General features: G+C 69.9%; 23 protein-coding genes and 3 pseudogenes. 14 read left to right on the top strand and 12 right to left on the bottom strand.

Going from position 1 to position 24,325, the window contains the following annotated elements; all coding sequences use genetic code 11:
* Positions 1-16: 16 nt before the first annotated feature.
* Positions 17-409 (top strand): DUF302 domain-containing protein, encoded by a 393-nt coding sequence (locus OG799_RS04570; RefSeq protein WP_406043386.1) that lies wholly within the window; start codon positions 17-19, stop codon positions 407-409.
* Positions 410-461: 52 nt separating this feature from the next.
* On the opposite strand, the gene trxA is transcribed toward OG799_RS04570, so the two are convergent.
* Positions 462-830, bottom strand: coding sequence for a thioredoxin (gene trxA, locus OG799_RS04565; protein ID WP_406046204.1), 369 nt, complete (start codon positions 828-830; stop codon positions 462-464).
* Positions 831-1,005: 175 nt separating this feature from the next.
* Here trxA and OG799_RS04560 point away from each other — a divergent pair, with 175 nt between their 5' ends.
* From OG799_RS04560 to OG799_RS04545, 4 genes are all read left to right on the top strand, one after another.
* Positions 1,006-1,320, top strand: coding sequence for a rhodanese-like domain-containing protein (locus tag OG799_RS04560; RefSeq protein WP_406043384.1), 315 nt, complete (start codon positions 1,006-1,008; stop codon positions 1,318-1,320).
* Between the two features lie 11 nt (positions 1,321-1,331).
* Positions 1,332-1,688, top strand: a complete 357-nt coding sequence (locus OG799_RS04555; RefSeq protein WP_406046203.1) for a rhodanese-like domain-containing protein — start codon at positions 1,332-1,334, stop codon at positions 1,686-1,688.
* A 130-nt stretch (positions 1,689-1,818) separates the two neighbouring features.
* Positions 1,819-3,198, top strand: a complete 1,380-nt coding sequence (locus tag OG799_RS04550) for a rhodanese-like domain-containing protein (protein WP_406043382.1) — start codon at positions 1,819-1,821, stop codon at positions 3,196-3,198.
* Between the two features lie 334 nt (positions 3,199-3,532).
* On the top strand, positions 3,533-5,050 hold the full coding sequence (locus tag OG799_RS04545; protein WP_406043380.1) for a recombinase family protein: 1,518 nt from the start codon (positions 3,533-3,535) through the stop codon (positions 5,048-5,050).
* Between the two features lie 309 nt (positions 5,051-5,359).
* Here OG799_RS04545 and OG799_RS04540 read toward each other — a convergent pair whose 3' ends face one another.
* The 4 genes from OG799_RS04540 to OG799_RS04525 all read right to left on the bottom strand — a co-directional run bounded on the left by OG799_RS04540 (position 5,360) and on the right by OG799_RS04525 (position 8,711).
* Positions 5,360-6,109 carry an ABC transporter permease gene (locus OG799_RS04540; RefSeq protein ID WP_406043378.1) on the bottom strand — a complete coding sequence of 250 codons (750 nt, stop codon included), beginning with the start codon at positions 6,107-6,109 and terminating at the stop codon, positions 5,360-5,362.
* A complete protein-coding gene (locus OG799_RS04535) occupies positions 6,106-7,044 on the bottom strand; it encodes an ATP-binding cassette domain-containing protein (RefSeq protein ID WP_406043376.1) in 939 nt (312 codons plus the stop codon). The genes OG799_RS04540 and OG799_RS04535 overlap by 4 nt, the downstream gene beginning before the upstream one ends.
* Positions 7,041-7,475 carry a hypothetical protein gene (locus OG799_RS04530; RefSeq protein WP_406043374.1) on the bottom strand — a complete coding sequence of 145 codons (435 nt, stop codon included), beginning with the start codon at positions 7,473-7,475 and terminating at the stop codon, positions 7,041-7,043. The genes OG799_RS04535 and OG799_RS04530 overlap by 4 nt, the downstream gene beginning before the upstream one ends.
* Before the next feature lie 366 nt (positions 7,476-7,841).
* Positions 7,842-8,711 carry a GNAT family N-acetyltransferase gene (locus tag OG799_RS04525; protein WP_406043372.1) on the bottom strand — a complete coding sequence of 290 codons (870 nt, stop codon included), beginning with the start codon at positions 8,709-8,711 and terminating at the stop codon, positions 7,842-7,844.
* A 130-nt stretch (positions 8,712-8,841) separates the two neighbouring features.
* Between OG799_RS04525 and OG799_RS04520 the strand changes: the two genes are divergently transcribed.
* Both OG799_RS04520 and OG799_RS04515 read left to right on the top strand, forming a co-directional pair.
* Complete coding sequence (locus OG799_RS04520) at positions 8,842-9,729, top strand: LysR substrate-binding domain-containing protein (protein WP_406043370.1); 888 nt, start codon at positions 8,842-8,844, stop codon at positions 9,727-9,729.
* Positions 9,730-9,977: 248 nt separating this feature from the next.
* A complete protein-coding gene (locus tag OG799_RS04515) occupies positions 9,978-11,549 on the top strand; it encodes an FAD-dependent monooxygenase (RefSeq protein ID WP_406043368.1) in 1,572 nt (523 codons plus the stop codon).
* A 222-nt stretch (positions 11,550-11,771) separates the two neighbouring features.
* On the opposite strand, the gene OG799_RS04510 is transcribed toward OG799_RS04515, so the two are convergent.
* A complete protein-coding gene (locus OG799_RS04510) occupies positions 11,772-12,377 on the bottom strand; it encodes a TetR/AcrR family transcriptional regulator (protein ID WP_406043366.1) in 606 nt (201 codons plus the stop codon).
* A 113-nt stretch (positions 12,378-12,490) separates the two neighbouring features.
* Here OG799_RS04510 and OG799_RS04505 point away from each other — a divergent pair, with 113 nt between their 5' ends.
* The 3 genes and pseudogenes from OG799_RS04505 to OG799_RS04495 form a co-directional block, all read left to right on the top strand.
* On the top strand, positions 12,491-13,402 hold the full coding sequence (locus OG799_RS04505) for a LysR family transcriptional regulator (protein ID WP_406043364.1): 912 nt from the start codon (positions 12,491-12,493) through the stop codon (positions 13,400-13,402).
* A 447-nt stretch (positions 13,403-13,849) separates the two neighbouring features.
* Positions 13,850-14,002 (top strand): hypothetical protein, encoded by a 153-nt coding sequence (locus OG799_RS04500; RefSeq protein WP_406043362.1) that lies wholly within the window; start codon positions 13,850-13,852, stop codon positions 14,000-14,002.
* Positions 13,948-14,744 (top strand): annotated as a pseudogene (locus OG799_RS04495) (transposase); the annotation flags it as partial. The gene OG799_RS04500 and the pseudogene OG799_RS04495, both read left to right, overlap by 55 nt.
* A gap of 70 nt (positions 14,745-14,814) precedes the next feature.
* On the opposite strand, the gene OG799_RS04490 reads toward OG799_RS04495, so the two are convergent.
* The gene (locus tag OG799_RS04490; protein ID WP_406043360.1) at positions 14,815-15,945 is read right to left on the bottom strand and encodes a phosphotransferase enzyme family protein; all 1,131 of its coding nucleotides are present in this window, start codon (positions 15,943-15,945) and stop codon (positions 14,815-14,817) included.
* 50 nt (positions 15,946-15,995) lie between these two features.
* On the opposite strand from OG799_RS04490, the pseudogene OG799_RS04485 reads away from it, so the two are divergent.
* The 4 genes and pseudogenes from OG799_RS04485 to OG799_RS04470 all read left to right on the top strand — a co-directional run bounded on the left by OG799_RS04485 (position 15,996) and on the right by OG799_RS04470 (position 19,047).
* Positions 15,996-16,627 (top strand): annotated as a pseudogene (locus OG799_RS04485) (IS6 family transposase).
* Positions 16,628-17,040: 413 nt separating this feature from the next.
* Positions 17,041-17,532 (top strand): nitroreductase/quinone reductase family protein, encoded by a 492-nt coding sequence (locus OG799_RS04480; protein ID WP_406043358.1) that lies wholly within the window; start codon positions 17,041-17,043, stop codon positions 17,530-17,532.
* A gap of 37 nt (positions 17,533-17,569) precedes the next feature.
* A complete protein-coding gene (locus tag OG799_RS04475) occupies positions 17,570-18,025 on the top strand; it encodes an SRPBCC family protein (protein ID WP_406043356.1) in 456 nt (151 codons plus the stop codon).
* 140 nt (positions 18,026-18,165) lie between these two features.
* The gene (locus OG799_RS04470; protein WP_406046202.1) at positions 18,166-19,047 is read left to right on the top strand and encodes an IS5 family transposase; all 882 of its coding nucleotides are present in this window, start codon (positions 18,166-18,168) and stop codon (positions 19,045-19,047) included.
* Between the two features lie 33 nt (positions 19,048-19,080).
* Here the strand turns inward: OG799_RS04470 and OG799_RS04465 are convergent, their stop codons facing one another.
* The 5 genes and pseudogenes from OG799_RS04465 to OG799_RS04445 all read right to left on the bottom strand — a co-directional run bounded on the left by OG799_RS04465 (position 19,081) and on the right by OG799_RS04445 (position 24,012).
* Positions 19,081-20,523, bottom strand: a complete 1,443-nt coding sequence (locus OG799_RS04465) for an NF041680 family putative transposase (protein ID WP_406046201.1) — start codon at positions 20,521-20,523, stop codon at positions 19,081-19,083.
* Positions 20,524-20,827: 304 nt separating this feature from the next.
* Positions 20,828-21,919 (bottom strand): HAD-IC family P-type ATPase, encoded by a 1,092-nt coding sequence (locus tag OG799_RS04460; protein ID WP_406043354.1) that lies wholly within the window; start codon positions 21,917-21,919, stop codon positions 20,828-20,830.
* 62 nt (positions 21,920-21,981) lie between these two features.
* A pseudogene (locus tag OG799_RS04455) lies at positions 21,982-22,659 on the bottom strand (HAD-IC family P-type ATPase); the annotation flags it as partial.
* Positions 22,660-22,663: 4 nt separating this feature from the next.
* Entirely contained in the window at positions 22,664-23,689 is a 1,026-nt protein-coding gene (locus OG799_RS04450) for an Acg family FMN-binding oxidoreductase (RefSeq protein ID WP_406043352.1), read from the bottom strand.
* Complete coding sequence (locus OG799_RS04445; RefSeq protein ID WP_406043350.1) at positions 23,686-24,012, bottom strand: DUF1918 domain-containing protein; 327 nt, start codon at positions 24,010-24,012, stop codon at positions 23,686-23,688. Before OG799_RS04445 ends, OG799_RS04450 begins: the two co-directional genes overlap by 4 nt.
* Between the last annotated feature and the right edge of the window lie 313 nt (positions 24,013-24,325).

The following is a 24,325-nucleotide window of genomic DNA, read 5'->3' as shown; positions in this document are numbered from 1 at the left end:
TGAGGGAGAGCAGAGCATGAGCTACGCGATGACCATCCGGCTGTCCGCCGGGTTCACACCGACCGTCGAGCGGGTCCGGGCGGCGCTGAAGGAACAGGGCTTCGGCGTGCTCACCGAGATCGACATGCGGGCCACGCTGCGCGAGAAGCTCGGGGTCGACCTCGAGGAGTACGTCATCCTCGGCGCCTGCAACCCGCCGCTGGCGCACCGTGCCGTGGAGGCCGACCGGAACATTGGCCTGCTCCTGCCGTGCAACGTCGTGGTCCGCGCCGACGGTCCGGACGCCACCCTGGTGCAGGCGCTCGATCCGCAGGTGATGGTGCAGCTGAGCGACGCGGCCGAGCTGCGGGCGGTCGCCGACGAGGCGACCCGGCGGTTGCGGGCCGCGCTGGACGCCCTTTCCGGCTGACGAACGGCAGGGGTGCGGGCGACGGCCCGCACCCCTGCCGTCGATCAGGGCGTCACCGCCTGGCCGGCTCCCCGGAGATCTTGGCCCGCACCTCGTCCATGTCGAGGTCGCGGACCGCCTGGATCACCTGTTCCAGAGCGGCGGCCGGCAGCGCGCCCGGCTGGGAGAAGACCAGTACGCCGTCCCGGAAGGCCATCAGCGTCGGAATGGACCGGATCTGGGCCGCCGCGGCCAGACTGTGCTCCGCCTCGGTGTCCACCTTGCCGAAGACAATGTCCGGGTGCTTCTCGCTGGTCTGCTCGAAGACTGGCGCGAAGCTGCGGCAGGGGCCGCACCAGCTCGCCCAGAAGTCGACCAGCACGATTCCGTCGCGGGCCACGGTCTGTTCGAAGTTTCCGCCGGTCAGCGCCACGCTCGCCATGTCCAACCTCCGCATCTCGGGAATGCCTCTCACCCCGGGCAACATACGCCCGGGGGTATCCATTTCCGCCGGTCGCATTGCTCACACCCGTACCCCACGGCCGGAATGTCCGACCGATCCAGTCGCGCTATGGTCGACAGCTATACCCCCCGGGGTATTACGATCGGAGGAAGCTATGCAAGAGGTGAACCTGGCGGACCTCGCCGCCACGCACGCCGACGGTGCCGCCGCGGTGGACGTCCGGGAGCCGTTCGAGTACGTCGAGGGCCACGTGCCCGGTGCCCGCTCCGTGCCACTGGGGCAACTGCCCGCGGTGGTCGGCGACCTTCCCCGGAACCGCCCGGTCTACGTCATCTGCGCCAGCGGTAACCGCAGCCTGTCCGCGGCGCAGTTCCTGGCCCGCGCGGGCATCGACGCCCGCTCCGTCTCCGGCGGCACCGGCGGATGGGTCCGCAGTGGTCGCGCCGTCGTGACGGGAGCGGACGCGTGAACCTCGGCGGGATGCTGAAGAAGGTCTTCAGCAAGCCCTACACCTCCGTCGGGCCTGAGGAGGCGGCGGCGCTGGTCGCCGGTGGGGGGCTGTTGCTCGACGTTCGGGAGCCGGCCGAGTGGCGGGCCGGCCACGCGCCCCGGGCCCGGCACATCCCGCTCGGCCAGCTCGCTGGCCGGGTCGGGGAAGTGCCGGCGGACCGGCCGGTGATCACCGTGTGTCGGTCGGGGGCGCGCTCGCGGCAGGCGGCCGCGCTGCTCGCCTGCGACCACCACCAGATCTACAACCTGGCCGGCGGGATGCGGGCCTGGGTCCAGGCCGGAATGGCGCTCCAGGCCAAGGGGGGGCGGCCCGGGCACCTGACCTGAGGCGGCCCGGCGGGCCGCGGCCCGCCGCGAAGGTCCCGAGGGTCCGGGACCTTCGGCCCGATGGATACCCCCAGGGGTATGCGCTATCGTGATTGCATCGCTGGTCATCACTGTGAAGGAGTTCGGCACCATGTTGTTCACCCAGTACTACCTGGACTGCCTGTCCCAGGCGTCCTACCTGATCGCCGACGAGAGCACCGGCCGGGCCGTGCTGGTCGACCCGCGTCGGGACATCGACGAGTACCTGACCGACGCGCGGGCCCACGGCCTGACCATCGAGGGAGTGATCAACACGCACTTCCACGCGGACTTCCTGGCCGGGCACCTCGAGGTCGCCGCCGCGACCGGCGCCTGGATCGGCTACGGGCAGCGGGCCGAGACCGAGTACGCGATCCGCAAGCTCACCGACGGTGAGCGGATCAGCCTCGGCGACGTCACCCTGGAGATCATGGAGACGCCGGGCCACACGCCCGAGTCGATCAGCGTGCTGGTCTACGAGCACGCCGACGACCCGGTGCCGCACGGGGTGATGACCGGCGACGCGCTGTTCATCGGCGACGTGGGCCGCCCCGACCTGCTCGCCTCGTTCGGCGTGACCGCAGACGAGCTGGGCGCGATGCTCTACGACAGCGTGCAGCACAAGCTGATGGGCCTGCCGGACGAGGTGCGGGTCTTCCCCGCCCACGGCGCCGGTTCGGCCTGCGGCAAGAACCTGTCCACCGAGCGGCAGTCCACCATCGGCGAGCAGCGCCGCACCAACTACGCCTGCGCCCCGATGAGCCAGGAGCAGTTCCTCGCCCTGGTCACCGCCGGGCAGCCGTCGGCGCCCGGCTACTTCGCCTTCGACGCCGTGCTCAACCGCAAGGCCCGCGAACTGTTCGACCACACCAAGCCGGCCCGGCCGCTGGACGCCGCCGAGTTCGCCCAGGCCCGCGCCGACGGCGCGGTCGTGGTCGACGCCCGCGACCCGCAGGAGTTCGGCACCGCCCACGTACGCGGCGCGATCAACATCCCGGCCGATGGCCGGTTCGCCGAAACCGCCGGCAGCGTGATCGCCCCGGACCGCAACGTCCTCGTGGTCGCCCCGCAGGACCGGGAGGAAGAGATCGTCGTCCGGCTGGCCCGGATCGGCTTCGACCACGTCGTCGGCTACCTCCGCGAGCCCGAAGGCGCGTTCCTCGAGATGGCCGCGGACATGGCCCGCGCGAGCCGGCTGACCGCCACCGAACTGCACGACGCGCTGGACCGCCCCGAGGCGCCGGTGGTGCTCGACGTCCGCAACGCCGGTGAACGCGAGCAGGGCGCCGTCCAGGGCTCCCTGCACATCCCGCTGGCCGAGCTGACCCGGCGCCTCGACGAGGTGCCGGCGGACCGGCCGGTCGTGGTGCACTGCGCTGGCGGATACCGCTCCTCCGTCGCGGCGAGCCTGCTCCGCAACGCCGGCCGGGCGGACGTGTCCGACCTGCTCGGCGGCTACGGCGCCTGGCAGACCATGCACGCCGCCGTCTGACCAGGACGAGAGGACAGGTGGCAATGTTGAGGTACATTCGCCACCTGTCCCCCGCGGCCCTTGTCGTCGGCAGCAGCTGCGAGGTCGTCCAGCACGGCTGCCCGAAGCGGCACGCTCTGCGCAGTGGCGAATGCTGTCGGCCGTCGGAAGTCTCTCCCGTTCATAGCGAGTGGTGCGGCTGGCCAGTCATCGCAGACAGCAGGTCGGCATGACCACGTCGCATCTTCAGAGACCAAAAACCCGAAAGGGTGACGAACCTCCGCGAGTCGGTTCGCAACCCTTAGTCTGGGCGGAGAGGCCATGACGGGGCAGGCACGCCGACCGTGGAGGTCCTATGGCGACGCGAACCGATGCGATCCCGGGACAGGTCACGCTCGCGTCATGGGCTGTCCAGCAGCGCAAGGTCCGGCCGCAGCGGCTCACCCCGTCGGCGGTTGGGTTGAGGTTTGCTTTCTACGGCCGGATGTCCACGGTCGACTTCCAGGACCGGACGTCGTCGTGTCGGTGGCAGCGCGACTACGCCGAGGACCTTGTTGCTGGCCGTGGCCGGATCGTGGTTGAGTTCTTCGACGAGGGTGTCTCTCGCCGGGTGGCCTGGCCGGACCGGCCGCAAGCGGCACGGCTGCTCGCCGCCGTGGCGAACCCTGCACGAGGGTTCGACGCGATCGTCGTGGGCGAGTACGAACGCGCGCTCCACGGCCAGCAACTCGAACAGCTGACCCCCACCCTGGTCAGGCATGGCGTGCAGCTGTGGCTGCCCGAGACCTACGGGCCGGTGGACTTCGGCAACCCGCGACAGTTGGCGCTGCTGGACCTGCCGGGCGTGCACTCCCAGCGGGAGGTGTCCCGGGCGCGGCACCGCACGACCGCGGCCATGCGCGCCCAAGCCGAGCTGCAGGGTCGGCATCTCGGCGGCCGGCCGCCCTACGGCTACCGACTCGTCGACGCCGGCCCGCACCCGAACCGCGCCCACGCCACCTGGGGCCGGCGCCTGCACCGCCTGGAACCCGACCCGGCCACCGCACCCCACGTGAGGTGGATCTTCGCCCAGCGGCTCGCCGGCCGCAGCGTGGCCAGCATCACCCGCGATCTCAACGACACCGGCGTGCCGTGTCCCTCCGGCGCCGACCCGGCACGCAACCCGCACCGCAGCGGCCAACGCTGGATGCTAACCACCGTCGCGGCGATCCTAACCAACCCCCGCTACACCGGCCGCCAGGTCTGGAACCGACACCACACCGACCACGACGACATCGAGCCCGACGGCACCATCACCCGACACCACGAGGTCCAGCCCGCGAACGCCGCCCCGCAATGGATCATCTCCCGCCAGATCGCCCACCCGCCGCTGGTCAGCGAGGAGCAATTCATCGCGGCCCAGGCCATCCACACCGCGCCTACCCCCACGGACGGCCCTCCTCGCCAATATCTCCTGGCCGGCCTGCTCTACTGCGGCGTCTGCGGCCGCATCATGGACTCCCACTGGGTCCACGGCCGTGCCGGTTACCGCTGCCGCCACGGCTACACGAGCAGCCGCACCAAGGCCACTCCCCGACCGAAGATCCTCTACATCCGGGAAGACCACCTCCTGGACCACATCCGCCGTGACCGAAGGCTCCACCGCCACCACCCCACGCTGCACAGCCCCGACCCGGAGAAGGTCACCACCCACCTGCGAACCAACAACATGATCATCGTGTGCGACCACCACACCTGGACCTGCGAATCCGACACCGCGATCTACACGCTCACCCCGCCGGGGAACTTCCTCGCCACCACAACGAAAATCCCCGCCCAACGGGACGGGGATCAGGCAAAACACGAAGAGTCATCACGCTTCGTGTGGAAATAACGTGTCCGAGGGGCGTGCTGAACCCTAAATACATGATCACGATGGCCGCTGACCTGCGGTTAGCCTGATATCCACCGCACGGGCCGAGTCGTGGCATCGCCAGCGACCCGGCCCGGCGTGTGTCATCGGACGGCGGACTGTCACGAATTGAGCGACTTGCTGGCTCGCTCGAATCGTATTTTGCGAATCCCAGCCGTCCAGGCCCTCGCGGTCTGCCGGATCGTTCCCGCCCAGGTGCGTCCCGGATCGAGCAGACGGTGCGGCGCCGCCGGGAAGGCACCCGGACAAGCCGGGGTCAGCAGGCCGAGGTCACGCTCGCTTCGTGAACGTGGAACGCGCCCACAGGTAGCCGACGAGCGCGATCACCACGCACCAGGCGAGGGCGACGGCCGCGTCGGTGGTGTCGGGTGCGCCGTTGAGCAGCCCGCGCATGGTTTCGATGATCGGGGTGAAGGGCTGGTACTGCGCGAACTGCCGCAGGCCCGGGCCCATCTTCTCCGCCGGGACGATCGCGCTGCTGAAGAATGGCAGCATGACCAGCGGCACGGCGGCCATGCCCGCCGTCTCCGGCGACTTCGCCGACAGTCCTAGGGCGACCGTGAACCAGCCGGCCGCGAACGCGAGCAGCACGACGACGCCGCCCACGCCGAGCCAGTCGAGCAGACTCGCCGCCGGGCTGAATCCCAGGAGGAAGGCCACCCCGACGAGCGCCGCGATGGCGATCACGTTGGTGAGCACGCTGGCGATGACATGACCGGTCAGCACCGCGCCGCGGGAGACGTGCATCACCTTGAACCGGTTGATGATGCCCTTGGTCATGTCGGAGTTCACCGACGTCGCGGTGCCTCCCAGCCCGTAACAGACGGCCAGCAGGATCAGTCCCGGTATCGCATAGTCGATGTAGTCGACACCGACGTTGAAGGCGTCACCGAACATGTACACGAACATCAACATGATGATGATCGGCATCAGGACAGCGTTGAACACCGACGTCGGGTTCCTGGTGACGTGCTTGAAGTTGCGGCGCAGCATGACCAGCGAGTGCGACTTGGCGCTCATTTCGCCGCCTCCGTGGTGTGGCCCGTCAGGGCGAGGAAGACATCGTCGAGGTCAGGGGTGTGTACGGAGCACTCCTCGGCGTTGAGGGAGTGCTCGTCGAGCCGGTCCAGCAGTGCCCGCAGCGACTTCGTGCCGCCGTCGCCGGGTACCCGCAGGGTCAGTGCCTCGGGGTCGGGCTGGGCGTCGGTGAGGACCCGCGCGGCCGCGTCGAGTTCCGCGGCGGTGGTGAACCGCAGCCGCACGTGGGTTCCGGGGATCTGGCGCTTGAGCTCGTCGGGAGTGCCCTGGGCGACCAGGCGACCCTGGTCGAGCACCGCGACGCGGTCGGCGAGCTGATCGGCTTCCTCCAGGTACTGGGTGGTGAGGAAGACGGTCACGCCGTCGGCGACCAGGTCACGCACGATCGACCACATCGTGCGGCGGCTGCGCGGGTCCAGGCCCGTCGTCGGCTCGTCGAGGAAGATGATCTGCGGGTCGCCGACGAGTGTCATCGCCAGGTCGAGCTTGCGGCGCATGCCCCCGGAGTAGGTCGCGGCGGGCTTGCCCGCCGAGGCGGTCAGCTCGAACCGCTCCAGCAGCTCCGCGACGATCCGCTCGCCGTTGCCGGTGACCGCGCGGTTGAGATCCGCCATCAGCTGCAGGTTCTCCTGCCCCGTCAGCAGCTCGTCCACCGCCGCGAACTGGCCGGTGACGCCGATCGCCGCGCGCACCGCCTTGGCCTCGGTCGCGATGTCGTGACCGGCGACGCGCACCGTGCCGCCGTCGGCCTGCATCAGGGTGGTGAGCACGTTCACCGTCGTCGTCTTGCCCGCTCCGTTCGGTCCGAGCAGGGAGAACACCGTTCCCGCCCGGACCTCGAAGTCGATGCCGTCGAGCACGACCTTGTCCTTGTACGCCTTTCGCAGTCCCGAGGCCGAGATCGCTGAGGTCGTCATGCGGTCACCTCAGGCGTGGCCGCAGCGGCGTCGAGTGCTCCGATGATCTTGTGGGTCATCTCCGCCACGGTGGGGCCGGGCTCGCCCCGCCGGGTGCGGACGGCCGCTTCGAGGGCGACGACGACGGTGCGGCGGAAGTTGCCGGCCTCAGCCGGAGCCTGCTCCTCGAGAAGGCGCATCGCCTCCGTCAGAGCAGGCAGCACACGGTCGGCGAGCTCAGCCACCGACTTGCCGTCCAGGTCCACTCCCGTGGACTTCTCGGCGAGCACGTGCCCGACCAGGCCGGTTGCCGAGGCCAGGGCGATGGACCCGTCGGTGGCGATCTTGTGGGGCGAGCCGCCGGCGGCGCCGGCGGCCGACAGCAGCGCTACGGCACCGTACGCGGCGGTCCGCAACGTAACTTTGTCCTGGTCAGAAAAGGTGACGGACATGTTAATGAACTCCTTTGATATTTCTGCGAATCGGATTGAACGGAACGCTGTGATTGCCGGGGCTGATCGTTGGAAGCTGTGGGTAGGCGTGCGGCGCCGGGCACGGGGTTCGGTGTCAGCCGTCGATTGCCTGGTGGATCGCGGGTCCAGAAGTCGTGGTTGTATGCCCCGGTGAATCAATACGGACCTGTGTTGATGGACGGAGTCGGCGCTCGCTTCTTTGCGAGTTCGCCCTTTTCGGAGGGCCCCTGGCTCCGGCTGGACGGCTACAGGTTCGGTGGCGTACAGGACTGTTCATGACAAACCTCTCTCCGACAGCGCGCGTGGGCTCCGGGTACGGCTTGGTCTACGGGTCGGGGTCGGCGTTTACGGCAGGGCGAGCTCGTAGAGGCGAGTTCGCCGAAGGCGGTGGAAGCCGAGGTGCCGGCGTAAGGCGAGCAGGCCGAGGTCGTCCTCGACAGTGCGGGCTTCGATCTCGTTGACGTGGGGGTGGACCTCGCGCAGGCGCTGAATCAGGGCCGCGTTGACCCACAGACCCAGCCGCCGTCCGCGATGGCCGGCAAGCACGGCCGGTCCGTACTGGCGGGCGCGGCGCTGCGACATCGCGCCCACGGCCGCCACGGCGTAGGCCACCAGGTCGCCGTCCGCTTCCGCGGCGCTCAGCACTGCGTTACCAGGACGGCTCGGGCGTCGGAGCAGTTCCTCGACCCGGGTCGCGTCGGACAGGTCGCCGGTCCAGTGGCTCAGCCGGTATCCGGGGTGCTCGACGTCGACCAGCTCAGCGAGCCAGGCATGGTGAACATCGCAGTAGGTGAGCAGGTCATGGCACCTGGATCCGGTGCGCCGGAAGCCGTGCCGCACACAGAACGCCTCCCCGGCAGAGCCCGCGGCGACCTCGGCGACCAGGCGTTGCTGCGCGGCATGTGCGCCGACGGCGGCCAGGAGCCGGGAGCCGATCCCGCGTCGCCGCCACTGCGGCTCCACGTACAGGCTCAGCTCGACGGCGCCCGGCTGCGTGGCAGGCGCCGGCAGCAGGAGGTCGTGCTCGAACGGGATGATCGGACGCAGGCCGGCCACCCCGGCCACCAAGCCGGGCGGTGCCACAGCCTGCCATCGTGAGATCCCGGGGTGATCCGGCACCGCCACGATGTCGATCAAGCGCTCGCTCATGGCACCCACGATCGCCCGGCCGGCCATGCCGAACAACGCAGAAGATCGCACCGCCGCATAAGCCACCGGTTATCGTTCGACGGCAGGCGCCCACGCGGTCGACGGTGGGCCGGGTCACGCTCGCGCGACGAGCCGTTGCCGCAGCCGTAGACTGCCCGATTCGGAGGCCCGGTGACCGGCGGGGAGGGACGGCCTGGTGGAGCTGCGCGACATCGAGATCTTCCTGACGCTGGCCGAAGAGCTCCATTTCGGGCGTGCGGCCGAACGCCTGCACGTGTCCCAGGCGCGGGTGAGTCAGTCGATCAAACAGCAGGAGCGCCGGATCGGCGGCGCCCTGTTCGAGCGGACCAGCCGCAGCGTCCGGCTCACCCCGCTCGGCGAGCGGCTTCGCGACCGGCTCCGCGCCGGCTACGGCGAGATCATGTCAGGCATCGACGAGGCTGCCGCCGCGGCTCGCGGGCAGGCCGGCACGCTGACAGTCGGCACGATGGCCACCCACTACCAGTCGATCGCGGCCGCCCTCGACCTGTTCCGGCAGCGGCATCCGCAATGCGAGCTGCGCTTGCGCGAGATCCTGCCCACCGACCCGCTCGGGGGGCTGCGTGCGGGCCGGGTCGACATCGGGATGCTCTGGCTTCCCATCCGCGAGCCTGACCTCGCCGTCGGGCCGGTGCTGCACACCGAGAAGCTGGTGCTGGCAGTCGCCTCCGATCATCGGCTGGCCGGCCGGGACACCGTCGAGATGGAGGACCTCGGCGACCATCCGGTGGTGTTCCCGGACGGCCCCATTCCCGACTATGTGTGGCAGGCGCACACCCCGGCCGTGACACCGGCCGGGCGGCCCATCCGGCGCGGATTGGTCGTGGCCACCCTCGAGGAGGCCTTCACGGCGATCGCCGGCGGCAGCGTCGTATCCCCGGTCGGGTCGGACGCGGCCGCCACCCGGCAGCGAGGTGACATCACCTTCGTACCCATCACCGAGGGACCGGTTCTGCGGTACGCCCCGGTGTGGCGCAGCGGCGGCGAGACTCCCCTGGTTCGCGCCTTCGTCCAAGCCGCCGCCGACGCGCAGAAGACCACGTAGCGGCCACTGTCCCGATGCCGGGCCCAGCGCAGCTGCGACCGGGCCGAGCACCCGAGGATCCACGCCGCCATCCGCGGCGAAAGCTGCACGTCGACGTCTCAGGCGTGCCCGGGGCGTCCGTCGCGCCGCTCCTGGCCGCCGACGATAAGCGTCGCGTTATGCGGCGTTACTCAGGTTCGCGTTGTTCCCCCGGTGCCACCCCGGAAGACTGCCCGCTGACCAGCTAGCACAGCGGATGGGAGTAACGAATGGATGTCACGACCAACCGGGGAGCGTCGCCGGCGACAGACGCCGACGTGATCATCGTCGGCGCCGGACCGACCGGCCTCATGCTGGCGAGTGAGCTGCGCCTGGCCGGGGTACGGCCGGTGGTGCTGGAACGGCACCCGCGAGCACGGGACACTCCGAAGGCCAACGGCCTGAGCGGGCAGATTCTGCAGCTGCTGCACTACCGCGGTCTGCTGGAGCGGTTCGAGGCCGCCAGCACCGATCCCCGCCCGGCGCCCCGGTACCCGTTCGGCGGGGTGCACCTGGACTTCACCCACGTCGCCGATCCGCCGTTGCGCGCGCTGCAGTTGCCGCAGCCGCAGCTGGAACGGCTACTCGCCGAACGCGCCCAGGAACTCGGCGCGCACGTACGCCGAGGGCACGAAGTGATCGCGATGACCCAGGACGACATTTCTGTGACGGCAGAGGTACGCGCCCCGGACGGCCCGCTCCAGGTGACCGCCCGATACCTGGTGGGCTGCGACGGCGCGTACAGCCGGGTGCGTGACATGGCCGGCATCGGGTTCCCCGGAACCACCTATCCGGATGTGAACCGGCTCGGCCAGGTCACCGTCGGCGAGTCGGCGTCCCGGCTGGGCAACGGTGACCTGGATGTTCCGGGGCTGGGCACACTGCGGGCAGGCTTCACGCGTACCGAACAGGGGTTGTTCGGGTTCGGCTGGCTCACCGACGAGGTACTGCTCGTGTCCACCGTGGAAGAACAGCATGACGCATCCGACGTCGAACCGATGACGCTGGCCGAGCTGCAGGACAGCATCCGCCGTGTACTCGGCGCAGAGCTGCCCCTGGGCGAGGCGCTTCGGCTGTCGCGCTTCGTCTTCCAGGCTCGGCAGGCCGAGCGCTATCGCGACGGGCGGATCCTGCTGGCCGGCGACGCGGCTCACCTGTTCCCGGCGACGGGCGTCGCGCTCAACGCCGGCCTGCTCGACGCGGTCAACCTCGCGTGGAAGCTGGCCGCCGACGTCCAGCGGACGGCACCGTCCGGCCTGCTGGACACCTACCACGCCGAACGTCACCTCGCCGGTGCGCGTACCCTTCTGCACACCCGCGCGCAGGTGGCGCTCCGGCGCGGACATGACCCCGCCGCGGACGCGCTCCGGGAGATCGTGCAGCAGCTGCTGGCCGACGAACCGGCCCTGCGGCGCGTGGGCGCCATGGTGGCGGGCACCGACATCCGCTACCCGATGCCCGGCGCGGACCGGCACCCGCTGATCGGGGCCTTCGCCCCCGATCTCACCCTGCACACCGATCATGGAACGACCAGCGTCGCGAACCTCCTGCACACCGCCCGGCCGGTCCTGCTCGACCTGGCCGACCGCGCCGACCTCCGCGAGGTCGCGCACGCCTGGCGGCACCGCATCGACATCCGGACCGCCAAGACCGACGATCCACCGGCCGACGCGATGCTGATCCGTCCGGACGCCCACATCGCGTGGGCAGCCGGAGCGGCAGAACGCGCAGACACCGCCGCGCCTTCGCTGCATGAGGCGCTGACCTGCTGGTTCGGTGCGTCTGCGGAACAAGAGAGCTGAGGCGTCTCCACCATGGAACGCCCAGCGCGCCACCGCCCCGAGATTCGACCGCGGTCCGGGAGGGTTGCCCGTGGCCACCCGATCGGGCCTGGCGCACACCTGATACGAGCAGCGGCGAGCCGAGCGCCGCCAAGCGACCTGGCCCAGCTCCTGTGAGCTGGGTCTTTCGCTTTCCGGCCATGGGCGGCGGGCGCCGGGCGCGGACACCTTCCTGCGACCCACTCACCGCTGCCGGGTCGCGGTCCCGGCTTCGCTCGGCTTCAGCCCGTCGAAAACCAGATCCAAAATCTTCTTCATGTACGCCTCGGGCAGCGGCCGGGCTCGCAGCAGCCAGGCGTGGTACAGCGGTCCGAAAATGATCTCCACGGCCATGTCGAGGTCGGCGTCGGCCCGCAACTCACCGGTCTCCTGCGCTCTGGCCAGTCGCTCCTTCGCCTCGGTGATCGCATGCTCGAGAAACGCGCGGACATCGCCGGCTGCGACGTCGTCGGACTGAGCTGCGATCAGCAGCCCACGCCATACGGCACCGAGGTCGGTGCCGAACAGGGTCTGCACGGCTGTCGTCTGCTCCAGCAGGTCGGCCCGCAGATCTCCGGTGTCGGCGAAGCCGAGCCGCGCGTCGCGTAGGCGTCGCATGTGTTCGAGCAGCACCGCGGCCTTCGACGGCCACCAGCGATAGATCGTCTGTTTGCCGACCCCGGCGCGGGTGGCGATGGCCTCGATGGTGGTCGCGGCATAGCCGATTTCGACGCACAGGTCCGCGGCGGCTGCCAGGATCGCTTGCCGCGACTGCTCGCTGCGGCGGCTGGGGTCAGGCTGGCGGCTCATGGCCATGACTCTAGCCGATAGCGAGGCGGAACGTCTCGTCTTGACAGTGCGCCTTACGTACGCGACAGTAGTGGCGAGACAAGCCGTCTCGTCTCCTGAATCGGAGGTCAGCCATGTCCACCGTGATCGGGCCGATCACCAGGATGGAGCTACGCGACATCGAGATCTTCCTGACCCTCGCCGAGGAGCTGCATTTCGGGCGTGCGGCGCAACGTCTGCACGTGTCGCAAGCACGGGTCAGTCAGTCGATCAAAAAGCAGGAGCGTCACGTAGGCGCCCCACTGTTCGAGCGCACCAGCCGGGCAGTGCGGCTGACGACCATCGGCACCCGCCTCCATCGCGATCTCCGCCATGCGTACGAGCTGATCCAGACCGGCCTGGCCACCGCGTCCAGTACGGCGCAGGGCACCCTCGGCGCCCTGCGGCTCGGCGTCATGGGTGCGATGGGCAACGAGATCCGGCCGCTGACGGAGGCGTTCACCGCCAGTCATCCGTCGTGCTCGGTGGAAGTCACCGAGTTCCACTTCGGAGACCCGTTCGCGGCACTGCGCGCCGACGACGTCGACCTGCAATTGATGTGGCTCCCGGTACGCGAGAAGGACCTCACCACCGGGCCCGTCGTCCGCACCGAAGGCCGCGCACTCGCCGTACCCGAGACCTCGGATCTCGCGGCACGCCGCGCTGTATCCCTGGAGGACCTCGCGGGCCGCCTCACGCCCGACCCCGGACCCGAAACCTGCGGCTACTGGCTACAGGCGATGTTCCCGACCGCGACGCCGAGCGGCCATCCCATCCCCCGTGGGCCACGCGCTCGCACCTGCCACGAACTGCTCGCCCTCGTCGCCGCCGGGAACGTCGTCAGCCCGGTCAACGCACACTTCGACCGCTACTACGCCTACCCGGGCGTCGTCTTCCGGCCCATCCACGACGCTCCACAGACCGAGTGGTCGCTCGTCTGGCGTACAGACCGCGAGACCCCGCTCATCCGCACCTTCGCCCAACTGGCTCAGGCCCACCCGCTCTGACGAGCAGCAGGAAGTACAACGCTCACTTCGGCACCACTGCGGCGATGCAGGCCCAGGCGCGTGCCGTCACCAGCTCGCCTGCCAACGCCGCAGCACGGGAGGTGAGATCCCACGGCAGCGCATCCAGCAGCAGAAACAAAAGCGAGGCATCGCCACGTGTTGATGCCTCGCTTGGAGTTCGAGTGTCCGAGGCCCGAGTTGAACCCCAACTACATGATCGTTCTCCATGAAGAACTGCAGCTGGTATGAGGCCACTCCCCCAGTCACCGCCTCATACTGTCGGCAACACTTGGCGCTGATCGCCCATGCCACCGGTGACGACGGCCGTCCACCGGTCGGCCTGACGACCGCGACCGGAACGGATTGCACCGAGCAGCCTGATCCCGCCGGAGCGCGGCCGCCGCGAGTACGAGCGGCAGCGCCGCGATCAGCGGGTTGGCCGATGCCGTGTTCAGCCACTCTGGTTCGTCCATCACCGCCCGGTACCACGCCGCCCAGCAGAGGATCGCGTTGCACGGCGACGTGCGGCTGGCCGCCGGCGCCGTGGACGACATCCGGCTGCGGATCTCGACGAGCCGGCCGCCCGCGCGTTGGCGTTGATGGCGTTGGTAGCCGGGCAGGACGTTGAGCCGGCCGAAGGCTCCGATGGCACCGACGGCAGGTGGCGTATCGCCCGTCGGGTCGCGCCGGAGCGGGTGATCAGTGTGGTCGACCCGCAGGCGCGGCACGTGCACAAGACCGTGCATCACCGTCAGGACGGCTACAAGGCCCACGTCGCGGTCGAGCCGGACACCGGGCTGTTCACCGCCGGGGAGGTGACCGAGGCCGCTGGCGAGGACAACCACGAAGCCGTCGTCGGCCTGGCGCTGCTGGACGAGGACACCGAACCAGGCGAGCTGGAGGTGTTGGGTGACTCGGCCTACGGCACCGGCCAGGCCCGCGCCGCCCTCACCCAGGCGGGACATACCGCGATCATCAAACCGGCGCCGCTGCGCCCCGCCGTGCCTGGCGGGTTCACCCTGGACGACTTCACCGTCGACGAGGCCGCCGGCACCGTCACCTGCCCGAACGGGGTCACCCGGACCCTTACCCGGCACGCACCGCCACCTTCGGCGCCGCCTGCCGCGCCTGCCCGCTACGTCAAGGCTGCACCAGCGCCAAAGACGGCCGGACCGTGCGGCTACACGAACACGACGCCTTGCTCCGGCACGCCCGCCGCGACTGGGCCACCAACCCCAACCTGCGTGACACCTACCGCCAACACCGGCCCATGGTCGAACGCTCCATCGCCTGGCTGATCGGACCGCCACGATCATCTCAAAGGGGTCCGACGTTGAATGAGGCACTCATCTCGACATGAGAGCGCCCGCCTGCACACCACCGCGGCCGACGCGGACACTTGCGCGGACAGCTCACATATCCGGTGGCTGCCCTGACGGCGTGGCGCCTCCGCACACCGCCGCCAAAAGACTGTCGAGCAGCTCGCGAGTGTGCGGCTCGTCAAGGACCTCACTGATCCATGCGGCGGAGTCGGCGCGCTGCGGGGAGCGAGCGTTTGGCGTCAGCCAGTCGGTGGCGGCGATCTCGGTGATGTGCCCGAGTTGCGCGATGAGCATCGAAAAGTGTCCGCGGCAGTTCACCGTCGCCGGTCCAGCGGCCTCGCGGTAGGCGTCGATCAGGGCGCGGGCTCGGCCCGGATCGGCGCGGGCGAACTCGAAGAGCACGCACCCGAGCTCCTGGTTCGGGTCAGCCGGACCGCTGTTCTCCCAGTCGATGACGCATACTCCGCCGTCCGCGGTCGGCAGGACGTTGTCGGCCCACAGGTCGCGGTGGCAGGTCCGCAGCATCTGGGGCGGCTCGATCCAGGATTCCAATGCGACCAGCTCATCACGCAGATCGGCCAACTGGCCGGCGAACGGCGCCCCCGCTTCCACAAGCTGCTGGGCCAGTTGGTCCCAGCGATCGGCGCCGACCGGTTCGTGATACCACGGGTCCAACTGGCCGGGCTCAGTGACCGGTACGCGGTGAATGGCGGCCACGACCGCGCCCACCAAAGCAGGGTCGAGACAGGGGTCGGGGGCCTTAACGTCGACCCACTCGTACACCCTGACCTGCCTGCCGTCCACGGTGGCGAAGACGCTTCCCTCCGTGGTGCGCCGCACCTGCGGCGTCGGTACGCCGGCGGTGTAGGCCGCTTCCTGGAACGTTGTCGCCAGCCGCACCTCGTCCTCACCGGACTGGTGAAACGGCACCTTCACCGCCCAGCTGCCATATGCCGTCTCCAGCCGCCACACGACGCCTTGCCTGCCCCGAGCGACCGGCCCGTCCGACAGCCCAACGGCCCCGCCAAGAGCGAAGCGTCGCGCGAGGTCCACGGCATCCACCAGGCCACTCCAGCACACCTGGGCGCACCAGGACCAGGACGGATCTCGACAGAGGCGGATACGGTCGATGCCGGCTCGCTGGTAACGGAACGTCACGATGGCCGCCCGGCCGTTCCTGTGGATCTCGCTGAAGGGCTCCGTTGCGTTGAGCGTCGGCAAGATCGAGGCAGACTTGAGCAGTGAAGTCGTCGTCGCGTCCTGGCGCGTGGCTGCCTCCGAAGTCGGCGTTCGCCGGGTTCCGGTTCCCGCCAGAGGTGATCGTCGTCGCAGTCCGCTGGTACCTGCGCTACAACCACCGTCTACCGGTGGGTGCAACGGTTCACCCCACTGCTGGCCGACGCCGCCCGATTCAGCCACCACTCACCAGGCAACAGGTGGTTCGTCGACGAGACGTACGTCAAGGTCAACGGGGTGTGGCGGTACGTGTACCGGGCAGTCGACCAGGACGGGCAGGTCATCGACGTGCTCGTCTCGACCCGCCGCGACGCCGACGCCGCCCCGGCGGTTCTTCCGACGGGCACTGTCGACGGTGAAAGCGACACCCAGCGAGGTGGTCACCGACGCCGCGCCGGTCTACCCCGGCGTCCTCGATGAGCTCATCCCGTCCGCGTGGTACCACGTCGAGCAGTACGCGAACAACCCGATCGAAGCCGACCACAGCCAGCTCAAACACCGGTTGAGACCGATGCGCGGGCTACAAACCGACAAGACAGCACAAGTGATCATCGCCGGCCACGCCTTCATGCAGAACCTCCGACGCGGCCACTACGAACTCGCCGTCGACGCCCCGCTGGCCACACGGGTCGCCGCGGCGTTCAACGAACTCGCCCTGGCGATCTGACCTCGGACCGAGACGGGTTCAACACGTCCGCCGACCTCACAACGCAACGGCGCCGTTGCCAGCAACCCGGGCTCATACGGTCACGGATCGTTACGCGCGGGCGCCGCGACTGGTGACCGCGTTACCCATCAGTGAAGCCGGGGTGTCACCCATCAGTCGGAGTCGGACAAGCTGCCGGCCGGCATGTCGTGCCTCGGCTGATGCTTGACGAGCGTTATCGAGGCGTCGCTGGGTCCGTCACGGTCCGTACCTGCCGGGTGCTGGGTTCCTCGCGGCTACTGGAGATGTTCTCGCCTGGCCCAACGAGATCGAGAGGCGGCTCACTGGGGGACCTTCGCCTCTATCCGACCCGGGTTGCGGCTGGGAAGGTCGAAGTGCTGCCAGAGGATTGCGACCTCTACGGGAGGGTTGACGTGAAGCCTCAGGACTATTCCGCCCGTACGGAGTACCGGCCTCCGGCCGGCTGGTATCGGCGCCTCAACTGGCTCGGTGTGCTGCTCACCTCCGTGGGGCTGGCCCCTCGAGACGCCGTGACCCTGCAGGTGCGGGGCCGCAGGTCCGGCAAGTTACGACGAGTGCCCATCCTGCGAACTCGCTACCAGGGAAAGGATTACCTGGTAGCGCTCGCTGGGGAGTCACAGTGGGTCAGGAACGTTCGGGCAGCTCGCGGCGACGCGGTGATCCGACGCGGCAGCGCGCGACACGTCCGCCTTGAGGAACTTGCCCCGGCCGACCGGCCAGACATCATCGCAGAGTATCTGCGCGCTGGCCGCCGACGCAGCGGCGCCGACGCCAACGCAAACCAGGCGCGCTTCTACTTCGGCCTCGACCCGGACCCGTCCATCGACGACATTCGGACAATCGTCGACCACTACCCCGTGTTCCGCGTCGTCCACACAAGCTAGATCGAATCAAGTGGAGTGTGCGAGGAGAGGTGTGGATATGGCGAGGATCCAGGGCTCGACGGTTATCGCTCGGCCGGTCGAGGACGTTTTCGACTTCGTTGCCGACGAACGCAACGAGCCGAAGTACAACCCACACATGGTTCGGGTCGACAAGATGACGCCCGGGGCGATTGCCAACGGGACATGTTGGTCGGCCACGGTCGAGTCGCGAGGACGACCCGTCAATATGGACATCGAAGTGACCGACTACACCAGGGCAAGCCGCCTGGCTTCCACCACGCGCATGTCGACAGCAGAGATCCATGGCGCCGTGACTTTCGAACCTGGTCCTGGTGGAACAAGGATGCGGTGGTCTTGGGAACTGCAGCCCAAGGGTGTGTTCCGGCTCCTGGGTCCTGTCATCGCTCGCATCGGCCGGCAGCAGGAAGCGGAGATCTGGGCGGGTCTCAAGCGGTACATGGAGGGCACGGCACCACCCGCCACCGGGAGTTGACGCCTAGGCCCTGTTTCAGAAATGAAGATCGTCTGATCCGGTGTCGGCGTGTCGGTGATCGATAGAGGGCGAGGTCTCCGGTAGAGGGTTCATCGACCAAGAAGAACCTGAACACCGGAGACCTCGTGGCCACCATAGCGGTGACGAGGCGGTTCGACCTGACTGACGTGCAGTGGGCGGTGTTGGCGCCGCTGTTGCCGACGGGCAAGAAGCCAGGACGACCGCCGAAGTGGAGTAAGCGGCAGCTCATCGATGGGATCCGCTGGCGGGTGCGGGTGGGCTCGCCGTGGCGGGACGTGCCGGAGTGCTATGGGCCCTGGCAGACGGTCTATGGGCTGTTCCGCCGCTGGCAGCGGGCCGGGGTGTGGCAGCGGATCGTCACCGGGCTGCAAACCCGCGCCGACGTAGCCGGCCTGATCACCTGGGACGTCAGCGTCGACTCGACCATCGCCCGGGCGCATCAGCACGCCGCCGGTGCCCGCACCCAGCCCGAGCGGCAGAAGGAGCCACCCGGTGGGGTCGACGACGAGGAGCCCGCTGATCACGCCTTGGGCCGGTCGCGGGGTGGCTGGACCACCAAGCTGCACCTGGCCTGCGAGCAGGGCCGCAAACCCCTCGCGATGCTGCTGACCGGCGGGCAACGCGGCGACAGCCCGCAGTTCACCCGGGTCCTGGCCCGCATCCGGGTCCCCCGGCCCGACGGCGGTCGGCCCCGCACCCGACCAGATCGGGTCCTCGCGGACAAGGCCTACAGCTCCCGCGGCAACCGGGCGCACCTGCGCCGGCGCGGTATCCCAGCCACGATCCCGATCAAGGTCGACCAAGCCGCCAATCGGCGCAAGAAGGGGTCGAAGGGCGGACGACCACCCACCTTCGACCCCATCGCCTACCGGCAGCGTCACGCCGTCGAGTGCGGCATCAACCAGCTCAAACGCCACCGCGCGGTCGCCACTCGATACGACAAACCCGCCGTGCGCTACCAGGCCACACTCCACGTCGTCGCGATCAACGAATGGCTCTGACCCGAACTATGAAACACGGCCTAGGCTTGATCTTTAACCTCCGCGCTGTTTACGTGCGGTGATGCTCAGGTCACGTTTGACGGTTTTACCGACGTCGTGGCGGGGTGCTGGCCTGTGGTTGGTGGAGCCGGGTGGGCGTCCGGGGCCTGGTCTTGCGGGTTTCGGCGCACCGGCGGGCAGAGTGGTCTTCGCGCGTAGGTTCCGAAACCCCCGACGGACCCGGGCGGGAGTGAGCCGGCCTGGTGTGGTTGGTCGTTCCCATGGGCGGCGCAGGTCCGCGGCGAGGGGTCGGGCGAGGCGGAGTTGAGTGTGAGCGGCGATGATCAGCCAGGTCCAGCGGTCGGCGGCCTCGGGAGTACGCAGTTTCGGCCGGGTCCAGCCCAGGGTCTGTTTGAACAGCCGGAACGTGTGCTCCAGGTCGAATCTGCGCAGGAACGACTGCCACCATCGGTCCACGTCAGCGGCGCTGGCGCCGGTGGCGGAGCACCACAGCCATACCGGCTTGGGATCGCGGTCGCCGGGCAGGTGCTCGACCTGCAGCCGGATCAGGGTGCCCTCGATGACCGGCAGGTCACCGTCGTGGTCGATCCAGCAGGTGCGGCGGGTCAACCGCGGGCGCAGCCGGTCCCAGCTGCAGGCGTCAGCGGTGCCGTAGCGGCTGGTGTCGGTGGTGGTGTGGTGCTGCGGCGCCGGCCAGGTGAGCGGGTTGTCCAGGCGGAATTCGGGTCCGTGTTTGGGTGGACGGCCGGTGCTGCCGGGCAGTCGGGGTGGCTTCGGTTGTCGTAGTACCCGGTCGGTGCGGATGCGGCCCAGCAGCTGCACCGGCAGATCCGCGAGGACGAACGCCAGTCGGGTGATGTCGTAGCCGGTGTCGGCGGCGATCAGGATCTCGGGATCACCGTCGCGCCAGTGCCCTGCCTCGACAAGGCGATTGACGACGTCGCGTAGCTGGTCGGCGGTCACCGCGGTGGCGTCGTCGGTCGGGCCGAGGCGCACCACGTCCAGGATCGCGGTCCACGAGGTGCGGCCGGGCTCCAGCGCGGCGACGAACGAGTACGGCCATCCGGGAATCATCTGGGCCTGACCCTTCGCGCGGCCGTAGACGTGGCAGAACAGCCGGTCCGCCGAGGTCGACGCGTCCGGGCGCAGCCAGTTACTGACATCGACCGCCAGGACGATCCGCCCGCCCGCGGTCCTCGGCAGCGGCAGGCCGGCCAGCGTCGTCCGTAGCCGGTCGATGTCGATCCGGCCGCTGTTCAGCCCGTCGTACAAGGCGCCGTGACCACGCCGGTGCTCCGCCGCAAGCGACAGGTCGACCAGGCTGTGCACCGGCCCGTCGGTGCACAGGACCGCGTCGGTCAGCTCGAACAACGCGTCGGCCCGTCCGGTCAGACACCGGTAGAAGCCTTGCCGGAAGGTCGCCAGCACCGCCGCCGGACCGGGGTCGGCCTCAGCGGGCGTGTCGGGTAACCCCAAACCGCCCAGGTAGTCCACAATCGTGGCCACGGCCACCGCCTGATCTTCGCGTCCTTGCAGGGAACCGAAGGATCATCAGGCGGTGGCCGTCTTCCGTCCGGCAAGACACGCCGACGTCCATAAAGGATCACGCCGACGCGCGGACAGCGAGGTTAAAGAACAAGCTAGGACGACGCCCGGAAAAGCGCAGGCCATTAGAGAGCCACACAACCAGCGTGGGCAGCCGAAGTGAGAGCGACAGTCCGGGCGCCTAGACCGAAGGCTGACCGGGCGGAACGTGTCAAGGGATTGAGGCCAGTGGGAGTTAGGCGACCAGCGGTTCCAGTTCCGTTTGCTGGTCGGGATTGTTGATCCAGACCTGGTCGGGCAGGTCGAGGATCTTGGGTAGGAGGCGGTGGGTGCCGAACCGCTCGGGATGCGCCGCGCGGGCGGTGGCCAGGGCCTGTTCCCGCGTCGCGCGTACCGTGTGGTGACGTCCGTGGTGGACCTCAGCGGGAGTGTGCAGTCCGATGCCGGCGTGGCGGTGTGCCTCGTTGTACCAGGCCGCGAAGTCGGTCATGAACACTGTGATGAGCACGAGCCGGATGCCGGCGTCCTCGAACGCGTCGGCGGTCGCCGGCGCCGTACCCCGGATCGGGTCGCCGACAGCGACCAGGCCGAGCGGGCGCGGGGCGGTTGGCCGAGCGGGGTCCGGCATGGCATCGACGACCGCCGCGGCGACCGCGAGGACCCGCAGGCCCTGGCCGGCAAGGTCGTGCGCCGCCGCCAGGTTCGCGCCGTCGACGGCGACGGCCGGGTCCGCCAGGACGTTCTCCGGAGCGCCCTTGCAGATGACGAGGTACCGGCCGTCGCCGGCACGGTGGACAGTGGTCATCCGCCTGGTGGCCTGCTCGAACGGGTGCTCGGCCAGCCGTGGCCAGGCCGCCCGCACCGAGTGCGGGGCCAGGCCGCAGCGGGCAGCGAACGTGACGAGCGCCGCTTCGAGGGGATCGCCGACCGCGGTCCACTCCGGCCGGTCCGGCGTCGGCGCGGCCAGGGTGGCGTCGTTGCAGAGCAGGACTGCCCGCGCGAGCGCGGTGAGGTCCGTGGACGCCGAGACCCGCCGCCCGGCGTGGTGGACGCCTCCGGCCGGCTCGTACCCCGTTCCGCTGATCACGTAGCGGGAACCGTCGGCTGTCACGGCCTGCTGGACGGCCATCCTGCCCTCGGTGAGCGTTCCGGTCTTGTCCGAGGCCACGACGGTGACCGAGCCGAGGGTCTCCACCGCGTGCAGCCGCCGGGGGATCGCCCGCGCGGCGGCCATCCGCCGCGCGCCCAGCGCGAGGGCGAGGGTGACCACGGCGGGCAGCGACTCGGGCACCGCGGCCACCACCAGGCTGACGGCGGTGATCGCCATCTCGACCACCGGCCGCCGACCACGCCGATCGCGAACACCAGCGCGGACAGGACCACCGCGGTGACGCCCAGCACCCGGCCGAGCCCCACCAGCCTGCGCTGCAGCGGCGTCGACCCGGGTCGGGTGGCCGTCGCGAGCGTGGCAATACGGCCCAAGGCGCTGTGCACCCCCGTGCGCGTCACGATGCCCGCGCCGCGGCCGGTGACCACCACCGTTCCGGCGTACGCCTGGTCGCCAGTGAGGTGTGCGACCGGGACCGACTCGCCGGTCAGCGCGGACTCGTCGGTCTGCAGCCGGTGCACGCCGGCAAGCCGGAGGTCCGCCGGCACGACGTCGCCGGCTTCGAGTCGGACCAGGTCGCCGACCACCAGGTCGGCGGCGGGAATGATCTCGTCGGCGCCGTCCCGGACCACGCGGGCGGTCGGCGCGGCGAGCCGGTCGAGCGCGGCGATGGCGCGGTCCGCCCGGACCTCCTGCACGATCCCGATCGCCGTATTGACCAGCACAACGAGCGCGATGACCAGGGTGTCCGGGAGGTCGCCGAGCGCCGTTGTGACCACGGCGGCGGCCAGCAGGAGGGCAACCAGCGGGTCAGTCAGCTGCCGCATGATCCGCCTCGGCAGGTGGCGGCCCGGAGCCGTCGAGACGATGTTGGGTCCATCGGCGTGCAGCCGAGCGGCCGCCTCGGCGCTGGTCAGTCCGGAAGCGGTGACCGCCGGGGCGGACACGCCGATCGCCATGTCGTCATCCCCTCCGGACGGCCGGCTGCAGGCGGGCGGCCGGATCCGGACCGAGCAGGACGTCGGACAGGGGGCGGCGGGGCGTGGGCGGGCTGGGCGGCCCGTAACCTACCCGAATGATCGCCTGCGGCGTACGGCCGGTGATCGGGTCGGCGAGCAACGCGCGCAGCTCGGGGATCTCGAGCGGCTGGGTCATAAGGGTCGTCGCCACGCCACGGATGGCCGCGGTGAGCAGAGTGCGCTCGAGCGCCTGCCCGGCGCGCAGCCACTCGCGTGGCCCGTCGCCGTCGGTGTAGAGCACCGCCACGGTGGGCTCGTGTTCGAATTGCCGCACCGCCCGCCGGTTGGCCGGCTCGACGAGGCCGAAGTCGCGGATCGGGACTGACTCCAGCACCGGCCACGGTCCGAACGCCTCGGGCGGCACGCCATCACGACGGTCCGGCGTGTGACGGGTCCAGCGGCCCAGCTCCATCCAGTACTGCGGGTCGTTACGGCGCCGGTGCTCGGCGGTTCGCGCGATCCCGAACACCGCGTCGCGCAGCGCCGGGTCGACGGCCACCAGTTCACCATGCTCCGAGCTGGCGGCGGCCGAAAGTTCCTCGAGCACCTCGGGGGGCACGGGCACATCGCGGAAGGGCCGGCGGTTCGTGTGCCGGTGCGGGATCGCCCGGGCGAGCAGCCGCGCGGTCTCGTTGGCCGGCACGTACGGCCCGAGCGTGACGCGGGCAAGCAGCCGCGGGTCACCGCCCGGCGGCAGGAGGTGCAGCAGCGGCACGCGCCCGTGCGCCAGGATCGCCACGCGCAGGTTGAGTACCGCCGCGCCGACGCTGATGGTGAGTTCCCGCGCCTGCGAATCCACCAGTGGCAGCTGCCGACTCGGGTCGGCGAGCACCGCCACCGCACCGTCATAGAGTCGGAACAGCCAGGGCTGGCTGTTGTGCACCGAGGGCGCCGCGAGGGCCGCGGTCAGGCAGTCAGCGAGGATCGAGCCGGGGCTCCCATCCGGCGCCAGCCGCCAACCGGTGCTCATCGTGCACCGCCGTGCTGGACGGCGCCGGTCGCCGACGCGGTGGGCGGCTCCACCCGCGCGTCCGGCCCGGGGAACACCAACGCCTCGTGCCCGCTGTCCAGCCAGCGCACCGTGTAGGGCGGCGCGCCGTCATGGTGGCGCACGCCGGTGATGACGCCCGCCCGACGCGGTTCACCAACGTGTGTTCCCTCCAGGATCAGCCGGTCACCGACGTTTGCCTTCATGATGACCTCCGGTTCGCCGTCGGCCGGCGTGCAGCCCGCCGCCCGTGCGCCCACTATGGCCATCTCGACGGGGGTGCCGGGAGGGGCGATCCGCCGCATAGGGCGGGACCTTCGACCCGCCGCGCCGCACGACGTACGGCGTCCGCCGGAAGGGTATGGTCCGCCGTTCGCCGGATAACCCGTCTTGACGACGGTGAGCCTGGCGGTCGCACCGACCGCGCTTGCCTTCTCCGGCGCCGGCGGCCCACCGCTTCCGGCGGGCGTCGTAGGTCCACGGTCGGTCGGCTGCCGGACCGGCGGCAGGGTCCGACCGACCCTCTTTGCGGGACGTTCGCCCCAACGACCATCGGCATCGACGAAAGAGCCGAACGCCTCTGCCGCCGGGGATTGCGACCGACCCGGCGTCGAAGAG

It is taken from the genome of Micromonospora sp. NBC_00898 (assembly GCF_045207895.1).
Classification (GTDB): Bacteria; Actinomycetota; Actinomycetes; order Mycobacteriales; family Micromonosporaceae; genus Micromonospora.
This window is presented reverse-complemented; position numbering and strand designations above follow the sequence as displayed.

Bases quoted from the DNA above. Each gene is read 5' to 3' on its own strand.
- OG799_RS04530 (WP_406043374.1), bottom strand. From the start codon at position 7,475: ATGTCCGTCACCTTTTCTGACCAGGACAAAGTTACGTTGCGGACCGCC.
- OG799_RS04445 (WP_406043350.1), bottom strand. From the start codon at position 24,012: ATGCGGCGGATCGCCCCTCCCGGCACCCCCGTCGAGATGGCCATAGTG.
- OG799_RS04460 (WP_406043354.1), bottom strand. From the start codon at position 21,919: ATGGCGATCACCGCCGTCAGCCTGGTGGTGGCCGCGGTGCCCGAGTCG.
- OG799_RS04450 (WP_406043352.1), bottom strand. From the start codon at position 23,689: ATGAGCACCGGTTGGCGGCTGGCGCCGGATGGGAGCCCCGGCTCGATC.
- trxA (WP_406046204.1), bottom strand. From the start codon at position 830: ATGGCGAGCGTGGCGCTGACCGGCGGAAACTTCGAACAGACCGTGGCC.
- OG799_RS04515 (WP_406043368.1), top strand. From the start codon at position 9,978: ATGGATGTCACGACCAACCGGGGAGCGTCGCCGGCGACAGACGCCGAC.
- OG799_RS04555 (WP_406046203.1), top strand. From the start codon at position 1,332: ATGCTGAAGAAGGTCTTCAGCAAGCCCTACACCTCCGTCGGGCCTGAG.
- OG799_RS04540 (WP_406043378.1), bottom strand. From the start codon at position 6,109: ATGAGCGCCAAGTCGCACTCGCTGGTCATGCTGCGCCGCAACTTCAAG.
- OG799_RS04475 (WP_406043356.1), top strand. From the start codon at position 17,570: ATGGCGAGGATCCAGGGCTCGACGGTTATCGCTCGGCCGGTCGAGGAC.
- OG799_RS04505 (WP_406043364.1), top strand. From the start codon at position 12,491: ATGTCCACCGTGATCGGGCCGATCACCAGGATGGAGCTACGCGACATC.
- OG799_RS04545 (WP_406043380.1), top strand. From the start codon at position 3,533: ATGGCGACGCGAACCGATGCGATCCCGGGACAGGTCACGCTCGCGTCA.
- OG799_RS04570 (WP_406043386.1), top strand. From the start codon at position 17: ATGAGCTACGCGATGACCATCCGGCTGTCCGCCGGGTTCACACCGACC.
- OG799_RS04560 (WP_406043384.1), top strand. From the start codon at position 1,006: ATGCAAGAGGTGAACCTGGCGGACCTCGCCGCCACGCACGCCGACGGT.
- OG799_RS04535 (WP_406043376.1), bottom strand. From the start codon at position 7,044: ATGACGACCTCAGCGATCTCGGCCTCGGGACTGCGAAAGGCGTACAAG.
- OG799_RS04510 (WP_406043366.1), bottom strand. From the start codon at position 12,377: ATGAGCCGCCAGCCTGACCCCAGCCGCCGCAGCGAGCAGTCGCGGCAA.
- OG799_RS04550 (WP_406043382.1), top strand. From the start codon at position 1,819: ATGTTGTTCACCCAGTACTACCTGGACTGCCTGTCCCAGGCGTCCTAC.